Genomic DNA, 15383 nt, shown 5'->3' with positions numbered 1-15383 from the left:
TTTATCGTCCAGCTCGCTCAAATGATATCGATTCTCATTTGAGTGGGCCAATCGGATGATTTGAAGCCGGCGATAGGCTGGCTCAATCGACCATCGAGGAGCAGGCGAGCGCCAGCAGCCGGTCGAGGAGCGGCGCCGCCGCATCCGCGATGCGGTCCAGGCTCGCCTCCCGCAGCGCCGCCGTGTCCACGACATGCGCGCTGTGCAACCCCGCCCAGCGCAGCAGCGCCGTGCACGCATCGGCATGGTCGAACAGCCCGTGCAGATAGGTGCCCAGGACCTGGCCATCGTCCGAGCAGGCACCTTCCGGGCGGCCGTCGATCTCGAACGCGGGCCGGGACAACGCATCGCCCGTCGACACGCCCATGTGGATCTCGTAGCCGGTAACCGCCGCCTCCAGCGCATCCGGCGCGAACGTGCAGCGGCCGGTTACCTGCGCGAGGCGCTTCTGGCGCGTCAGCGTCGTACCGAGGTCCAGCAGACTGAGCCCCCTGGAGTGGCCGGCGGCGCCTTCCACGCCGTGCGGATCGTCGACGCAGGCCCCCAGCATCTGGAAGCCGCCGCAGATGCCGATCACCTTGCCGCCGTAGCGCAGGTGGCGGCGGATGCGCTCCGGCCAGCCCTGCGCATGCAGCCAGGCGAGGTCGCCGCGCGTGTTCTTGCTGCCGGGGAGGATGATGAGGTCCGCCTCCGGCACCGGTTCGCCTTCGCGCACGAAGCGCAGGTCGAGGTCGGGATGGACGCGCAGCGCATCGAAGTCCGTGTGGTTGCTCATACGCGGATAGCTGGGCACGACCACGCGGAACGCGCCGGTCCCGGGCGTCACGGCCTGCACGGCATCTTCCGCATCGAGATACAGCCCGTGCAGATAGGGCAGCACGGCCAGCACCGGCTTGCCCGTCTGTTCTTCCAGCCAGTCCAGGCCCGGTTCGAGCAGCCTGATGTCGCCGCGGAAGCGGTTGATGACGAAGCCCTTGATGCGCGCGCGTTCGCTGTCCGACAGGCAGGCGAGCGTGCCGACGATGTGGGCGAACACGCCGCCGCGGTCGATGTCGGCGACGAGGATCACCGGGCAGTCGACCGCTTCCGCGAACCCCATATTGGCGATGTCGCGGTCGCGCAGGTTGATCTCGGCCGGGCTGCCGGCGCCTTCCACGATCACGGCGTCGTATTGCGCGCGCAGCCGCGCATGCGATTCCAGCACGGCCTGCATTGCCACCGTCTTGTACTGGTGGTAGTCGCGCGCATTCATCTCGGCGCGCACGCGGCCGTGGATGACGACTTGCGCGCCCGTGTCGCTCGACGGTTTGAGCAGCACCGGGTTCATGTCCGTGTGCGGTTCGAGCCCTGCGGCGACGGCCTGCAGCGCCTGCGCGCGGCCGATCTCGCCGCCGTCGCTCGTGACGGCGCTGTTCAGGGCCATGTTCTGCGGCTTGAACGGCGCCACGCGCACGCCGCGGCGCACCAGCAGCCGGCACAGCGCGGCGACGAGCGTGCTCTTGCCCGCGTCCGACGTCGTGCCCTGCACCATCAGGGTCGAATATGGGAAGCGGCTCATTTGCTGCGATGGCTGCGCGCCAGTTCGAGCTTCTCGCACAGCTGCGCGGCACCGGCGATCATGCGCGGGCCGGCGCGGTTGAGCAGGTTGCCGTCGATGGTGAACAGGTTGTTGTTGCGGACGGCGGTGAGTGTCCCGTAGGGCTTCCACAGGCTCACGCCGCCGTAGTTCTTTTCCGCGGTGGCGAAGATCGCTTCCGGATTCTCCTGCAGCACGGCTTCGACCGACACGACGGGCGCCGTCACAGGCAGCTTGTCGAAGATGTTCTCGCCGCCGCACAGGCGCAGCGCGTCGCTGACGATGTGGCGGCCGTTCAGCGTGTACAGCGGCTTGTCCCACACCTGGTAAAAACTGCGCACGACGGGGCGCTTCGCATAACGGGCGCGCAGGTCGGCGATCCTGCCGCGCAGGCTGGCTGCCGCGGGGCCGGCGATGGCGTCGGTGCCCATCAGCTGGCCGAGCTTCTGCACGTTGTCCGCGATGTCTTCCAGCTTCTGCGGCTCGCTGTGGAACATCGGGATGCCGAGCTTCTGCACCATCTCGATCTGGCGCTCGGAACTGCCGTGGCGCCAGACGACGACCAGGTCGGGCTTCAGCGCCATGATGCGTTCCAGGTCGACTTCGCGGTTCGAGCCGATCTGCTGGATTTTCTTCGCTTCCTCGGGAAAGTCGCTGTACGAGACGACGCCCACGACATGGCTGCCGCCGCCCGCCGCGAACAGCAGCTCGGTGACGTGCGGCGCCAGCGAGATCACGCGCTGGGCCGGTTTCGCGACGGTGACGGTGGCGCCGGCGTCGTCCTTGACGCTGATGGCGGCCTGCGCCTGCAGGCTGGCCGCGCACAGGAGCGTGGCGGCGGTGATGATCGGTCGTTTCATGTGTCGTTCCATTCCCGGAGTGCTTGTTCGATGCGCTGCCATGCGGATTCGTTCCCCGGCAGGCCGACGCGGATGCCGCGCGCCGCGCCGGGGAACAGCCGCACCCAGATCGCGCGGCGCGCCATGTGTTCATGAAAGGCCTCGGCGCGCGGCTCTGCCCACCAGTGGAACAGCGGGGTGCCGTGCGTGTCGATGCCATGGTTCGCCAGCAGCGCGTGCATGCGCGCACCGTCGCGCGCGAGGCGCGTTTGCGTGGCCTGTTGCCAGCCGTGGTCGCGCAGCGCGGCGATCGCGATCTCCTGCGCCGGGCCGCTGACGGCCCATGGCCCGAGCAGGTCGTCCAGCGCCGTCAGCAGGGGCGTGTCCGCGCCGACGAAACCGAGCCGCAAGCCGGCCAGGCCGAAGAATTTGCCGACGGAGCGCAGCACGATGAGACCGGGCCGGCCGGCGTGGGCCGCCACGCGGGGTGCGCGCGCCGTGTCGCCGAACGCCTCGTCCACGACGAGCCAGCCGCCGCGCGCCGCGAGCCGTTCGGCCCACGCCAGCAATCGGTCCGGCGCCACCGTCGCCCCGGTCGGATTGTTCGGGTTGACGACGACGACCACGTCGCTGCCGTCCACCGCATCGTCGAGCGCATCGTACGCCACCTGATGCATAACGTGGCCGTGGCGGCCCCAGTGGTGCGCGTGTTCCGCATACGACGGCGCGGACATCGTCACGCGCGCCGGCCCGGCAAGTTCTGCCCGTAGACGCGGCAGGGCCTGGATCGCCGCCTGCGTGCCCGCGACCGGCAGCAACTGCGGTGCGCCGTAGTACGCGCATGCGGCACGCAGGAGCTCCGGATCCCGTTCCGGCAGGCGGTGCCACGCGTCCGGCGTCGGCGCCGGCGCCGGATAGCCGTGCGGATTGATGCCGGTGGAGAGGTCGATCCAGTCCGTGCGGCCGTAGCGTTGCTGCGCCGCGCGCAGGTTGCCGCCGTGTTCAAGCATGGATCGCTCCATCCAATACGAACAGCGCGCCGCCGGCCACGACGACCCACAGCAGCGTGGTGCGCCACACGAGGCGCCAGGCGCGCACGATGTCGTCCGCGCACGCGTCGGGACCGGTGCCGAGCGGGGGACGCTGTTCCGTCACGCCGTCGTACACGGCCGCGCCGCCGAGCTGCACGCCCAGCGCGCCGGCGCCGCTGGCCATCACGGGGCCCGCGTTCGGGCTGCTCCACGCGGGCGCTTGCGCGCGCCAGCAGCGCCAGGCGCGCAGCCGGCCCCGTTCCGCCAGCAGCACGTACGACAGGGCGGTCAGGCGCGCAGGGACGTAGTTCAGCACATCGTCGACGCGTGCGGCCACGCGGCCGAACAGGTTGAAGCGCGCATTGCGGTAGCCCCACATGGCATCCAGCGTGTTCGCGAGGCGGAACAACACGACGCCGGCGCCGCCGCCGACGAGGAACCAGAACAGCGTGCCGAACACCGCGTCGTTGCCGTTTTCGAGCAGCGATTCGGCGCCGGCCTTGGCGAGGTCCGATTCGCCGGCTTGCTCCGTGTCGCGGCTGACAATGCGCGACGTCAAGCCGCGCGCCGCATCGAGATCGCCGCGCACGAGCGCCGCATGGATCGGCAACGTATGGTCGCGCAGGCTGCGCAGGCCGATGCCCAGGTACAGCAGCACGGCATGGACGGCCGCGCCGGCGTACGCGCACGCGAGCCACGCAAGCAGCGACAACGGCAGTACGGCGAGCATCCACGCGAGCAGGCCGCGTGCGGTGCGCGAGCGCCCTCCGTTGAGCCGGCGTTCCAGTGCGGACGCCAGCCGGCCGAAGCCGACGAGCGGATGCCAGCGCCGCGCTTCGCCCAGCAACAGGTCCAGCACGATGCCGGCGACGAGCGCCAGCGCAAGCGTCGTGGGCGCCAGCCCGCTCAGCATGGTGCGCCCTTCAGCACGAGCGGCAGGCCGGCCGCGACGAACAGCACGCGGTCGCAGCGCGCCGCGACGTCCTGGTTCAGGCGGCCCGCTTCGTCCACGAAAGCGCGCGACACGGCGCCGTAGGGCACGATGCCCATGCCGGTTTCGTTCGATACGAAGACGACGTCGCCGGCGGGCTTGGCATCCAGCCAGTCGAGCAGCGCGGCACGTTCATCGACGAACAGCGGCGGCAGGTCGATAGGGCCGACCTCGGGAAATTCCCGCTGCGTGGAGAACATCAGGTTCGTCAGCCACAACGTCAGGCAGTCGACGAGCACGATGCGCCCAGGGGCACACAACGTCCGCAACGTGGCCGCCAGCGCCGTCGCTTCCTCCACCGTTGTCCACCCGGCCGGCCGGCGCGCGCGATGATGCTCGATCCGCGCCGACATCTCGGCATCGCCCGCATACGACGTCGCGACATACACGACGTCCTTGCCGGACGCGCGCGCGAGCCGTTCGGCCAGCCCGCTCTTGCCGGACCGGGCGCCGCCGAGGACGAGGGTGCGGCTCATTCCAGCTCTCCCTGCAGCAGGCTCGCGACGGCGGCCGGGTTGGAGGCGAAGAACGCGTGGAAGTACGACGCCGTCAGCGACCCGACGCGGTAGACGGCCTCGCCCTGCGCACCGGACGGATGCTTGACCGTCCACGCGACGGGGGCGAGCGGGGTCTCCAGGCGCGAATAGTGGAAGGTGTGGCCGCGCATCTGCCCGGCGTTCGTCGCGAGGCCCTGCGATCCCAGTCCCGCGAGGCGTTGCTGCATCAGCACGCGGCCCGGCAGCAGGCCGGCCATCGGCCAGTCGCGGCCTTCCTTGTCCGCGAGCGATTCGGCCAGCACCATCATGCCGCCGCATTCCGCGAGGATAGGCAGGCCCGCCGCATGCGCCGCGCGGATCGATGCTTGCCAGCGCCCGGCCTGCGCCAGTTCTTCGCCGTGCAGTTCCGGGTAGCCGCCCGGCAGGTAGACGGCGTCGGCATTCTCGGGCACCGGCTCGTCCGCCAGCGGCGAGAACCACGTGATGCGCGCGCCCAGCGCTTCCAGCGTATCGACGTTGGCGGGGTACAGGAAGCAGAACGCGGCGTCGCGCGCGATCGCCACCGTGAGCCCGGCCAGCAGCGGCGCCACCGGTTCTTCCGGCAAGGCTTCGTCCGGCAGCTGCGGCGCCAGCGCGTTCCATTGCGCCTCGTCCAGCTGCAACTGGTCGGCCAGTTCGTCGAGGATGACGTCGATGTCGGCGACTTCGCCCGGCACGACGAGGCCGAGATGGCGTTCCGGCAGCCGGCGCGCCTGCTTCGGCAAGGTCGCGAGCAGCGGGATGTCGCGCAGCGACGCCGCCACCATGCGTGCATGGCCCTCGCTGGCGACGCGGTTGGCGACGACGCCGGCCATGCGCACGGGCCCGTAGTCGCGCAGGCCCATGACGACGGCGCCGGCCGTCTGCGCCATCGCCGACGCATCGATCACGGCCAGCACGGGCAGGTCGAATGCGCGCGCGAGGTCGGCGGCGGACGGATCGCCGTCGTACAGGCCCATCACGCCTTCGACCAGCACGACGTCCGCGTCGCGCGCCGCGCGGGCCAGGCGCTGGCGGCTCTGCTCCAGCCCGACCATCCACAGGTCGAGCGTATGGACCTTCGCGCGGCTGGCGTGCTCGAGGACCATCGGGTCGATGAAGTCCGGCCCGCATTTGAAGACGTGCACCCGCTGGCCCATGCGGCGCAGGCGGCGCGCCAGCGCGGCCGTCACCGTCGTCTTGCCCTGGCCGGACGCGATGGCCGCGACCAGCAGCATGCGGGCGCCGGAGGCCATCACCACTCCGTCCCGGCCTGCGCCGCGATCCCCGCCTTGAAGGCGTGCTTGACGACGTTCATTTCGGTCACGGTGTCGGCGACGGCGATGAGTTCCGGCGGCGCCGCGCGGCCCGTCACGACGACGTGCTGCATGTCCGGGCGGTCGAGCAGGTCGGCGATCACCGTGTGCACGTCCAGGTAGCGATACTTCAGCGCGATGTTCAGTTCGTCCAGCACGACGAGGCCGTAGGCGGGATCGGCCAGGAAGCGGCGCGCCTGCTCCCAGGCTTCCTCGGCCTTGGCGATGTCGCGCTCGCGGTTCTGCGTCTCCCACGTATAGCCTTCGCCCATCGCGTGGAAACCGACGTCGTCGGGGAAGCGGCGCAGGAACATCTCTTCGCCGGTGGACATCGCGCCCTTGATGAACTGGACGACGCCCACCTTCATGCCGTGGCCCAGCGCGCGCGCGACCATGCCGAACGCGCTCGAGCTCTTGCCCTTGCCGTTGCCGGTGTTGACGATGATGATGCCGATCTTCTTGTCGGCCGCGGCGATCTTGGCGTCGATGATCGCCTTCTTGCGTTCCATGCGCGCGCGGTGGCGCTCGTTCAGTTCCGCGGTTTGTTCAGGGGTCATTTCAGTCATGAGGGGCCTCCAGGGGAATGAAAATACGGCGGCCCTTGTTCTCGATCGCGTCGATCGGGTGGCCGAGATAGCTGCTCAGCAGCGGTGCCTGCAGCGCGTCGTCGACGGTGCCGGCGTGCCAGCGGCCGTCGCCCATCAGCAGCAGGGCGTGGGTGGAGATACTGTGTGCCAGGTTCAGGTCGTGGCCGATCATCACGATGGTCTTGCCGCTTTGCCGGCACAGGCGCGACAGCAGCGACATCGTGCGCACCTGGTGCGCCAGGTCGAGCGCGTTCGCCGGCTCGTCCAGCAACAGCAGCGGTGTGTCCTGCGCGAGCAGCGCGGCGATGGCCACGCGCTGGCGCTCGCCGCCGGACAACGTACGGACGTCGCGCGTGGCGAGGTGCTCGACTTCCATCGCCACGAGGGCGTTCACGGCCGCGTGATGGTCGTCGCTCTGTTCCCAGTAATGGTTGGCGTGGTAAGGATGGCGCGCGGACAGCACGGTCTCCATCACGCTGTACGCGAACGCATCGCTGCGCGACTGCGGCAGGTACGCGCGTTCATGTGCCAGCGCTTCCGGCGGCCAGTCGGGCAGCGGGCGGTCGTGCAGCGCGACGGTGCCCGCATCGGGCGCGCGCAGGCCGGCCACGGTGCGCAGCAGGGTGCTCTTGCCGGCGCCGTTGCGGCCAATGATGGACCAGCATTCGCCGGCGCGCACCTCCCAGTCCAGACCGTGCACGAGTACGCGGTCGCCGGCGCGCAATTCCAGTTGTCGGGTCGCGATCGTCATTTGTGCATCCGGTGCAGTTGATACAGGAAGACGGGCGCGCCGATCAGCGCCGTGATGGCGCCGACGGGCAGCTGGGTCGGCGCGACGACCGTGCGCGCGACCGTATCGCACAGCACGAGCAGGCTGCCGCCGCCCAGCACGGCGGCCGGGATGAGCACGCGGTGATCGGGGCCGAACGCGAAGCGGCAGGCGTGCGGCACGATCAGGCCGACGAAGCCGATGGCGCCGGCGCTCGTCACCGCGCTCGCCGTCAGCACGGCCGACACGAAGAACAGGCCCTTGCGCACGGCGCCCACGCGCACGCCCAGCGTGGCGGCGGCTTCCGCGTGCAGCGCGAGCATGTTCATCGCACGCGCGTTGCGCAGCGCGTACACGAGCGCCGCGGCCAGCACGATCCAGGGCAGGATGCGCAGCGGCGCGCCGGCCAGGTCGCCGATCATCCAGAACACCATGCTGCGCAGGCGCCCTTCCGGCGCGATCGACAGCATCAGCGTGACGAGCGCCATGCTGGCCGACTGCATGATCGTGCCCGTCAGCAGCAGCATCGACGTGCCGCCTTCCACCGCGACGCCGCTGCGCATGTCGCGCCGCGCGAGCAGATAGAGCAGCAGGGCGATCGTCACCGCGCCGGCCATCGCCGCGCCGTCCACGGTGGCCGCCGCGCACATCATCAGGAGCGCGAACAGCGCGCCGACCGACGCGCCGGCCGAGATGCCGAGCACGTACGGGTCGGCGAGCGGATTGCGCAGCAGCGCCTGCATCATGACACCGGCCAGCGCGAGCGCGCCGCCGGTGACGAAGGCCATCAGCGCGCGGCCGGCGCGCAGCTCGACGAGCGATGCGGCCAGCGATTCCGGCCGGCCGCGCAGCACCTGCGCCACCGCGTCCGGCAGCTCGGCCGGCGCGACCGCAATCGATCCGCTCATGCCCGCGACGAGCAGGCTGGCGGCCGCCACGCACAGCAGCGTGACGATGATCGGAATGGCGCGCTGGCGCAAGGGCGGTGGTACAGGGTGCATGGCTCGTCGGAACATGGTGGTTAGCGGACTCCGTAGCGAATGCCGGCGAACCAGGTGCGCCCGGCAGTGCCATAGTTGCGCGCCAGGTCGTAGTGCTTGTCGGCCGCGTTGTCGACGCGGACCAGCAGCGACCAGTCGCGCGTCATGTGCCAGGTAGTGTACAGGTTCAGCAGGCCGTAGCCGCCGAGGCGGTTGGCATTGGCGGCATCGTCGAAGCGGCGGCCGGAGGCCTGCAGCTCGACACCGGTTTCCACGGCACCCACGGTGTAGTCGGCCGCGATGCTGGCGTGGCGGCGCGCGCGGCGGGCCAGCTGCTTGCCGGTCGTCTCGTCGCGCGGATCCTGCAGATCGGCGCTGGCGCGCAGGTCCAGGTTGCCGATGCGGGTGTTGGCCGCCAGCGTCAGGCCTTCCAGCAGGGCGTGGTCGACGTTGTACGCGCAGCTGCCGTTCGGGCGGCCCGGACACGGCGTGACGGAGACGATCATGTCGGTCAGGCGATTGCGGTAGTAGTTCGCCTGCAGGTCGACGCCGGCCACGCGGTACTGCACGCCCACTTCCGCATTGCGGCCCCGTTCCGGCTTGTTCGACGTCAGGCCATAGCCCGGGTAGTACAACTCGTTGAACGTGGGGGCGCGGAAGCTCGTGCCGTAGCTCGCCGTGGCGCGCAGGTCCTGCGTGAATTCATAGCCGTAGCCGACGGCGCCCGTTGTCTTGCCGCCGTATTCCGAGTGGTCGTTGCGCGCGCTGACGTCCAGCAGGTGGCTGCCGCGGCGCAGGTCGTACGAGGCCGCGACGGAATTCGTGATGCGCGTGCGGTTGATGTCCTTGACGGAGCTCGACAGGACCTTCTCCTTGCGGTGTCCGGCCAGGATCTGCAGCGTGTCGCCGGCGATGTCGAACGTGTTCTGCCACGTGAACTCGTCCTGGCGCGTGTTCAGCTGCGTGGCGCCGGACGGCGCCGTGCTCGTGAAGCTGCCCAGTTTATCTTCCGAGCGCGCCACCTGGACGCTGCTGCGCCAGTTCGGGAGGAAGCGGTCGTTCAGGAAGACGCTGTAGCTGTCGAGTTCCTGGATGTTGTGAGTGTCGAAGGCCGACTTGCCGCTGTCGTATTGCGCGCTCAGACGGCTCTGCATGAATTGCGCGCCGATCTCATGCCCTTCGGCCAGGCGCAACGCGACGCGGCCGTTGACGCTGTTGCGCGTGTAGCCGTCGTCGTCCGCGTTGTAGCTGGACGAGCCGGGACGCGTGGACGAGAAGCCGTCCGATTCTTCGTGCGCGCCGGAGAGGGCATACGTCACGCCGTGCGCACCGCCCGTCGAGCCGTGCACGCTGGCGTCGTACTGGTTGGTGCCGTAGGTGCCGCCGCCCGCGCTGGCGCTGAACATCGGCGCGCCTTCGCTCTTCTTCGTGAAGATCTGCACGACGCCGCCGATGGCATCCGCGCCGTACAGGGAGCTCAGGGGACCGTAGACGATCTCGATATGGTCGATGGCCGACAGCGGGATCGCGTTCCACGAGGCCGCGCCCGTGGTGGCGGAGCCGATGCGCACGCCGTCGACGAGCACGACGACCTGGTTGCTGTTGGCGCCGCGCAGGAACACGGTGGTGTTGGTGCCGGCGCCGCCGTTGCGCGAGATTTCGATGCCGCGCTGGCGGCGCAGCACGTCGGCGACGGAGCCGGCGCCCGCGCGGGCGATGTCGTCGCTGGAGATGACGACGGTGTCGGGGATGACGTCTTCGGCGCGTTGCGGCGTGCGGTTGGCGGTGACGATGACGGTGTCGGGAATGGGATCGGCGTGGGCCGATGCGGCGGCGGCGAATGCGAGCGAAAGCGCGGCCGCTTGCCGGGAAACAGGAAAGGACATGACTTTTATTGTGTAGACCAACCGGCCGACGTCCCCGTCAGCCAGGTGAACAGAAGCGCAGGGCGCTTCCACCTTTTGGCCGGTATCCGGGCTGGCGAGTATGGCCGTCCGACCTTCCCATGCGGATGCACAGTGGTATGTGGGGACGGTTGCCGCGCACGCGTGAGCGCGCGCAGGCACTTGCTTACCGTTGCGGGGGCAGCACACGTTGGCGCTTGTCTGAAAAGCGCTTCGTGTTTCCCGTTTAACTGCGCCCCAGAGAGGAGCGCGAGCACCAAAACGCCGACATTATACGCCCAGCACGACGAGCTGGCCGTAGGCGATGCGATGCGGCGTCCGCGCCGCGTTCAATGCCGCCTGTTCGAGCGGTGCGCCGCCATGCAGCGCCGCCAGCAGGCGGATGGTGCCGGCGTGGCAGATCACCAGTGCGGACGATTCGTTCAACTCGTCGATGAAACCTTGTACGCGGCGGGCCACGTCCAGCACGTTCTCGGCGCCGCCGGGGCGGTAGTGGAGCAGGTCGGCGGTCCAGGCGTCGACGTCGGCGCGCGGGATGTCCGACCATGGGCGCAGTTCCCACGCGCCGAAATCCATCTCGGCCAGGCGCGCGTCGAGCGTGACGCGGCCCGGCGCCAGGCGTTCGGCCAGCAGGGCGCAGCGTCGCAATGGGCTTGCGTAGACGGGCAGGCCGCGCGGCAGGGCGAGCCCGGCGTGCACGCGCGCGAGTTCTGCTTCGGTGATCGGCACGTCGCTGGCGCCGTAGCACAGGCCGGCCGCGACGTCCGGTTGCGGATGACGGACCAGGTACAGCGTCATGCGTTCCAGGCGCCGTGGCCCAGCGTGGCCAGCACGGCGACATAGATGAGCGCTTCGGCCAGCTGCTGGACGGCGCCGAGGCAGTCGCCCGTGTAGCCGCCGAGACGGCGCACGAACAAGCGGCCGAGCCACAGCGCGGCGAGTGCCGCTGCGATGAGCACGGCCAGCATGGCCGCCGGCGTCATCGCATTCGTCGCCAGCACATACGCCGCCGGCAGCGCGCATGTAATCGTCGCGATCGCGAATTCGGCCGTCGTCATTTGCTGCGCCAGCGGCTTGGCCTTGCCTTCGCCGCGCACATAGTCCAGCTTCCAGATCAGCGCTGTGGCGGCAAGGCGCGAGAGCGGATGCGCGACGAACAGCGCGGCCATGGCCACGCGCGGCGGCAGCATCGCCAGCGCGGACAGCTTGGTCGCCAGCATGCACACGATGCCGATCGCGCCGTATGCGCCGACGCGCGAATCCTTCATGATCTCCAGCGCCCGTTCCTTCGTCATGCCGCCGCCGAGGCCATCGCACGTGTCGGCGAAGCCGTCTTCATGGAATGCGCCGGTAATATAGATCGACGCCGCGGTCGACAGCACGACCGCCACAGGTGCGGGCAGCACGAGCGCGGCCGCGTAATAGACGCCTGCCGCAACCGCCGCGACGACGCCGCCGACGAGCGGGAAGTAGCGCGATGCGTGCTGCAGCCACGCGGCCTCGAAGCCGACCCAGGCCGGGATCGGCAGCCGCGTGAAGAACTGCAGCGCGATGAAGAACAGGCGGACTTGATGCATCAGGCGGATTTTTCGCTGACGCTGGCCGACGCGAACGTCGCCATCTCGTTCAGGAAGTTCGCGGCCGCATGCAGCAGCGGCAGGGCCAGCGCGGCGCCCGTGCCTTCGCCGAGGCGCAGGTTCAGGTGCAGCAGCGGCTCGGCGCCGAGCGCGTCCAGCATGCGGCCGTGGCCCGATTCGTCCGAACAGTGCGCGAACACGCAGTAATCCAGGATCGCGGGTTCGATGCGCGCCGCGACGAGCAGCGCGCTCGTGACGATGAAGCCGTCGATCAGCAAGACCTTGCGCAGCGCGGCCGCCTTCAGCATGGCGCCGGCCATCATCGCGATCTCGAAACCGCCGAACGTGGCCAGCACCGCGCGGGGATCGTCGACGCCGGCATGGCGCTCGGCCGCCGTTTCGATCACGCGCTGCTTGCGCAGCACGCCGTCGGGCGACAGGCCGGTGCCGGCGCCGACGCACTCCGCGGCGGGAATCCCCGTCAGCTTGTGCATCAGGGCTGCCGCCGCCGTCGTATTCCCGATCCCCATCTCGCCGAAGCCGATCACATTGCCGGGCAGGTCGGCCGCGAGGGCCGCGCCGTGTTCCAGCGCGGTGGCGCATTGCGTCGGCGTCATCGCCGGTTCGAGCGCGAAGTTGCGGGTGCCGTGTGCCACCTTGCGGTCGACGAGGCCGGGGCGTGCGCCGAAATCATGATTGACGCCCGCGTCGACGACGTGCAGGTCGATATTGTTCTGGCGCGCGAACACGTTGATGGCGGCGCCCTGGGCGAGGAAGTTCTCGACCATCTGCCATGTGACGTCCTGCGGGTAGGCAGACACGCCTTCGGCGACGACGCCATGGTCGCCCGCGAACACGAGGATGGCGGGCTGCCGGATCGTGGGCGCGACCGTGTTCTGGATCAGGCCGAGGCGGCTGGCCAGCCGTTCGAGGGCGCCGAGGCTGCCGAGCGGCTTCGTCTTGTTATTGATGGCGGCAGCGAGGGCGGCGGCGAGATCCGGATTGCTGGTGGGGGCGATGCGCATGGGGACTCCATGGGGTGATGAAGCCGGCAAAGATAGCACAGAAGCAACTCGAAAATTCTTACAGTAAGCCCCTTGCATACCCCCGATCTGGTTTGCTATAGTTCGCGTCCTGCTTCGGCGGTGCAAGAAAAGTTCAGCGAAATCAAACAGTTGAGCTAGGTGGTTTGACAACGCCGCTTGCGCTGATGAAAAAGATGAGTTGACGAGTTAAACGAAACACTGCATAATCTCGTTCCTCTGCTGCTGACGAACAAAACGATTCGCAAACGCAGTAAGGCAGTACCGAATACAGTTCTTTAACAATAAACAGTCGATAAGTGTGGGCGTTTGATGAAGTGCCAGCATCCTTCGGGGTGCTGAATGCTTAAATTATCAAATGTTCACACAAAAGAAATACGTTGCTCAGCAATGAGTGACGGTCAGTATTTTGAGTGAGCGACATGCTGCGAAAGCAGCAAAAACAGAGATTAAACTGAAGAGTTTGATCCTGGCTCAGATTGAACGCTGGCGGCATGCTTTACACATGCAAGTCGAACGGCAGCGCGGGGCAACCTGGCGGCGAGTGGCGAACGGGTGAGTAATATATCGGAACGTACCCAAGAGTGGGGGATAACGTAGCGAAAGTTACGCTAATACCGCATACGATCTAAGGATGAAAGTGGGGGATCGCAAGACCTCATGCTCCTGGAGCGGCCGATATCTGATTAGCTAGTTGGTGAGGTAAAGGCTCACCAAGGCGACGATCAGTAGCTGGTCTGAGAGGACGACCAGCCACACTGGGACTGAGACACGGCCCAGACTCCTACGGGAGGCAGCAGTGGGGAATTTTGGACAATGGGCGCAAGCCTGATCCAGCAATGCCGCGTGAGTGAAGAAGGCCTTCGGGTTGTAAAGCTCTTTTGTCAGGGAAGAAACGGCTCAGGCTAATATCCTGGGCTAATGACGGTACCTGAAGAATAAGCACCGGCTAACTACGTGCCAGCAGCCGCGGTAATACGTAGGGTGCAAGCGTTAATCGGAATTACTGGGCGTAAAGCGTGCGCAGGCGGTTTTGTAAGTCTGTCGTGAAAGCCCCGGGCTTAACCTGGGAATTGCGATGGAGACTGCAAGGCTTGAATCTGGCAGAGGGGGGTAGAATTCCACGTGTAGCAGTGAAATGCGTAGAGATGTGGAGGAACACCGATGGCGAAGGCAGCCCCCTGGGTCAAGATTGACGCTCATGCACGAAAGCGTGGGGAGCAAACAGGATTAGATACCCTGGTAGTCCACGCCCTAAACGATGTCTACTAGTTGTCGGGTCTTAATTGACTTGGTAACGCAGCTAACGCGTGAAGTAGACCGCCTGGGGAGTACGGTCGCAAGATTAAAACTCAAAGGAATTGACGGGGACCCGCACAAGCGGTGGATGATGTGGATTAATTCGATGCAACGCGAAAAACCTTACCTACCCTTGACATGTCAGGAACCTCCGAGAGATTGGAGGGTGCCCGAAAGGGAGCCTGAACACAGGTGCTGCATGGCTGTCGTCAGCTCGTGTCGTGAGATGTTGGGTTAAGTCCCGCAACGAGCGCAACCCTTGTCATTAGTTGCTACGAAAGGGCACTCTAATGAGACTGCCGGTGACAAACCGGAGGAAGGTGGGGATGACGTCAAGTCCTCATGGCCCTTATGGGTAGGGCTTCACACGTCATACAATGGTACATACAGAGGGCCGCCAACCCGCGAGGGGGAGCTAATCCCAGAAAGTGTATCGTAGTCCGGATCGCAGTCTGCAACTCGACTGCGTGAAGTTGGAATCGCTAGTAATCGCGGATCAGCATGCCGCGGTGAATACGTTCCCGGGTCTTGTACACACCGCCCGTCACACCATGGGAGCGGGTTTTACCAGAAGTAGGTAGCTTAACCGCAAGGAGGGCGCTTACCACGGTAGGATTCGTGACTGGGGTGAAGTCGTAACAAGGTAGCCGTATCGGAAGGTGCGGCTGGATCACCTCCTTTCTAGAGTGGCACGGGAGCTAACGCTCCATCATCAAGCGCCCACGCTTATCGGCTGTTATTAAAGTTAAACGAGAAGAGTTTTCGGGGCTGTAGCTCAGCTGGTTAGAGCACCGTGTTGATAACGCGGGGGTCGTTGGTTCGAGTCCAACCAGCCCTACCACGTTATGCGTCGGGGGATTAGCTCAGCTGGGAGAGCACCTGCTTTGCAAGCAGGGGGTCGTCGGTTCGATCCCGTCATCCTCCACCAACTCTCTGTTCACTGCATTTATGTAAGG

At 67.2% G+C, this 15383-nt stretch carries 13 protein-coding genes, 2 tRNA genes, 1 rRNA gene and 1 riboswitch; of the genes, 3 read left to right on the top strand and 13 right to left on the bottom strand.

Going from position 1 to position 15383, the window contains the following annotated elements:
* Nucleotides 1-82 precede the first annotated feature (82 nt).
* The 13 genes from ACEN9H_RS26555 to cobT all read right to left on the bottom strand — a co-directional run bounded on the left by ACEN9H_RS26555 (nucleotide 83) and on the right by cobT (nucleotide 13110).
* Nucleotides 83-1558, bottom strand: coding sequence for a cobyric acid synthase (locus ACEN9H_RS26555; RefSeq protein ID WP_413672663.1), 1476 nt, complete (start codon nucleotides 1556-1558; stop codon nucleotides 83-85).
* The gene (locus ACEN9H_RS26550; protein ID WP_413672662.1) at nucleotides 1555-2436 is read right to left on the bottom strand and encodes a cobalamin-binding protein; all 882 of its coding nucleotides are present in this window, start codon (nucleotides 2434-2436) and stop codon (nucleotides 1555-1557) included. Before ACEN9H_RS26550 ends, ACEN9H_RS26555 begins: the two co-directional genes overlap by 4 nt.
* Nucleotides 2433-3425: a threonine-phosphate decarboxylase CobD gene (gene cobD / locus ACEN9H_RS26545; protein ID WP_413672661.1), complete on the bottom strand. Its 993-nt coding sequence runs from the start codon at nucleotides 3423-3425 to the stop codon at nucleotides 2433-2435. The genes ACEN9H_RS26550 and cobD overlap by 4 nt, the downstream gene beginning before the upstream one ends.
* Nucleotides 3418-4359: an adenosylcobinamide-phosphate synthase CbiB gene (cbiB, locus tag ACEN9H_RS26540; RefSeq protein ID WP_413672660.1), complete on the bottom strand. Its 942-nt coding sequence runs from the start codon at nucleotides 4357-4359 to the stop codon at nucleotides 3418-3420. The genes cobD and cbiB overlap by 8 nt, the downstream gene beginning before the upstream one ends.
* Nucleotides 4353-4913 (bottom strand): bifunctional adenosylcobinamide kinase/adenosylcobinamide-phosphate guanylyltransferase, encoded by a 561-nt coding sequence (gene cobU, locus ACEN9H_RS26535; RefSeq protein ID WP_056130970.1) that lies wholly within the window; start codon nucleotides 4911-4913, stop codon nucleotides 4353-4355. The genes cbiB and cobU overlap by 7 nt, the downstream gene beginning before the upstream one ends.
* Nucleotides 4910-6208: a cobyrinate a,c-diamide synthase gene (locus tag ACEN9H_RS26530; RefSeq protein WP_413672659.1), complete on the bottom strand. Its 1299-nt coding sequence runs from the start codon at nucleotides 6206-6208 to the stop codon at nucleotides 4910-4912. The genes cobU and ACEN9H_RS26530 overlap by 4 nt, the downstream gene beginning before the upstream one ends.
* Nucleotides 6208-6834: a cob(I)yrinic acid a,c-diamide adenosyltransferase gene (gene cobO, locus ACEN9H_RS26525; protein ID WP_371765763.1), complete on the bottom strand. Its 627-nt coding sequence runs from the start codon at nucleotides 6832-6834 to the stop codon at nucleotides 6208-6210. The genes ACEN9H_RS26530 and cobO overlap by 1 nt, the downstream gene beginning before the upstream one ends.
* A complete protein-coding gene (locus ACEN9H_RS26520) occupies nucleotides 6827-7606 on the bottom strand; it encodes an ABC transporter ATP-binding protein (protein WP_413672658.1) in 780 nt (259 codons plus the stop codon). Before ACEN9H_RS26520 ends, cobO begins: the two co-directional genes overlap by 8 nt.
* Nucleotides 7603-8625 (bottom strand): FecCD family ABC transporter permease, encoded by a 1023-nt coding sequence (locus tag ACEN9H_RS26515; protein ID WP_056130987.1) that lies wholly within the window; start codon nucleotides 8623-8625, stop codon nucleotides 7603-7605. The genes ACEN9H_RS26520 and ACEN9H_RS26515 overlap by 4 nt, the downstream gene beginning before the upstream one ends.
* Nucleotides 8626-8645: 20 nt before the next feature.
* Nucleotides 8646-10490 carry a TonB-dependent receptor domain-containing protein gene (locus tag ACEN9H_RS26510; RefSeq protein WP_413672657.1) on the bottom strand — a complete coding sequence of 615 codons (1845 nt, stop codon included), beginning with the start codon at nucleotides 10488-10490 and terminating at the stop codon, nucleotides 8646-8648.
* 59 nt (nucleotides 10491-10549) lie between these two features.
* Nucleotides 10550-10784: riboswitch (cobalamin riboswitch) on the bottom strand.
* A complete protein-coding gene (gene cobC / locus ACEN9H_RS26505) occupies nucleotides 10779-11306 on the bottom strand; it encodes an alpha-ribazole phosphatase family protein (protein WP_413672656.1) in 528 nt (175 codons plus the stop codon). (Overlaps the previous riboswitch by 6 nt.)
* Nucleotides 11303-12085, bottom strand: coding sequence for an adenosylcobinamide-GDP ribazoletransferase (locus tag ACEN9H_RS26500; protein ID WP_413672655.1), 783 nt, complete (start codon nucleotides 12083-12085; stop codon nucleotides 11303-11305). Before ACEN9H_RS26500 ends, cobC begins: the two co-directional genes overlap by 4 nt.
* Entirely contained in the window at nucleotides 12085-13110 is a 1026-nt protein-coding gene (gene cobT, locus ACEN9H_RS26495; RefSeq protein WP_413672654.1) for a nicotinate-nucleotide--dimethylbenzimidazole phosphoribosyltransferase, read from the bottom strand. Before cobT ends, ACEN9H_RS26500 begins: the two co-directional genes overlap by 1 nt.
* Nucleotides 13111-13579: 469 nt before the next feature.
* Between cobT and ACEN9H_RS26490 the strand changes: the two genes are divergently transcribed.
* The 3 genes from ACEN9H_RS26490 to ACEN9H_RS26480 all read left to right on the top strand — a co-directional run bounded on the left by ACEN9H_RS26490 (nucleotide 13580) and on the right by ACEN9H_RS26480 (nucleotide 15355).
* Nucleotides 13580-15108, top strand: a 16S ribosomal RNA gene (locus tag ACEN9H_RS26490).
* Nucleotides 15109-15191: 83 nt separating this feature from the next.
* A tRNA-Ile gene (locus ACEN9H_RS26485) sits at nucleotides 15192-15268 on the top strand.
* Between the two features lie 11 nt (nucleotides 15269-15279).
* Nucleotides 15280-15355 (top strand) — tRNA-Ala (locus ACEN9H_RS26480).
* The last annotated feature ends 28 nt before the right edge of the window (nucleotides 15356-15383 follow it).

Source organism: Massilia cellulosiltytica (assembly GCF_047325105.1).
Lineage (GTDB): Bacteria > Pseudomonadota > Gammaproteobacteria > Burkholderiales > Burkholderiaceae_D > Telluria > Telluria orientalis.
The sequence above is the reverse complement of the archived record's forward strand: the minus strand, read 5'-3'. Positions and strand labels throughout refer to the sequence as shown.

Bases quoted from the DNA above. Each gene is read 5' to 3' on its own strand.
- ACEN9H_RS26555 (WP_413672663.1), bottom strand. From the start codon at position 1,558: ATGAGCCGCTTCCCATATTCGACCCTGATGGTGCAGGGCACGACGTCG.
- ACEN9H_RS26550 (WP_413672662.1), bottom strand. From the start codon at position 2,436: ATGAAACGACCGATCATCACCGCCGCCACGCTCCTGTGCGCGGCCAGC.
- cobD (WP_413672661.1), bottom strand. From the start codon at position 3,425: ATGCTTGAACACGGCGGCAACCTGCGCGCGGCGCAGCAACGCTACGGC.
- cbiB (WP_413672660.1), bottom strand. From the start codon at position 4,359: ATGCTGAGCGGGCTGGCGCCCACGACGCTTGCGCTGGCGCTCGTCGCC.
- cobU (WP_056130970.1), bottom strand. From the start codon at position 4,913: ATGAGCCGCACCCTCGTCCTCGGCGGCGCCCGGTCCGGCAAGAGCGGG.
- ACEN9H_RS26530 (WP_413672659.1), bottom strand. From the start codon at position 6,208: ATGGCCTCCGGCGCCCGCATGCTGCTGGTCGCGGCCATCGCGTCCGGC.
- cobO (WP_371765763.1), bottom strand. From the start codon at position 6,834: ATGACTGAAATGACCCCTGAACAAACCGCGGAACTGAACGAGCGCCAC.
- ACEN9H_RS26520 (WP_413672658.1), bottom strand. From the start codon at position 7,606: ATGACGATCGCGACCCGACAACTGGAATTGCGCGCCGGCGACCGCGTA.
- ACEN9H_RS26515 (WP_056130987.1), bottom strand. From the start codon at position 8,625: ATGCACCCTGTACCACCGCCCTTGCGCCAGCGCGCCATTCCGATCATC.
- ACEN9H_RS26510 (WP_413672657.1), bottom strand. From the start codon at position 10,490: ATGTCCTTTCCTGTTTCCCGGCAAGCGGCCGCGCTTTCGCTCGCATTC.
- cobC (WP_413672656.1), bottom strand. From the start codon at position 11,306: ATGACGCTGTACCTGGTCCGTCATCCGCAACCGGACGTCGCGGCCGGC.
- ACEN9H_RS26500 (WP_413672655.1), bottom strand. From the start codon at position 12,085: ATGCATCAAGTCCGCCTGTTCTTCATCGCGCTGCAGTTCTTCACGCGG.
- cobT (WP_413672654.1), bottom strand. From the start codon at position 13,110: ATGCGCATCGCCCCCACCAGCAATCCGGATCTCGCCGCCGCCCTCGCT.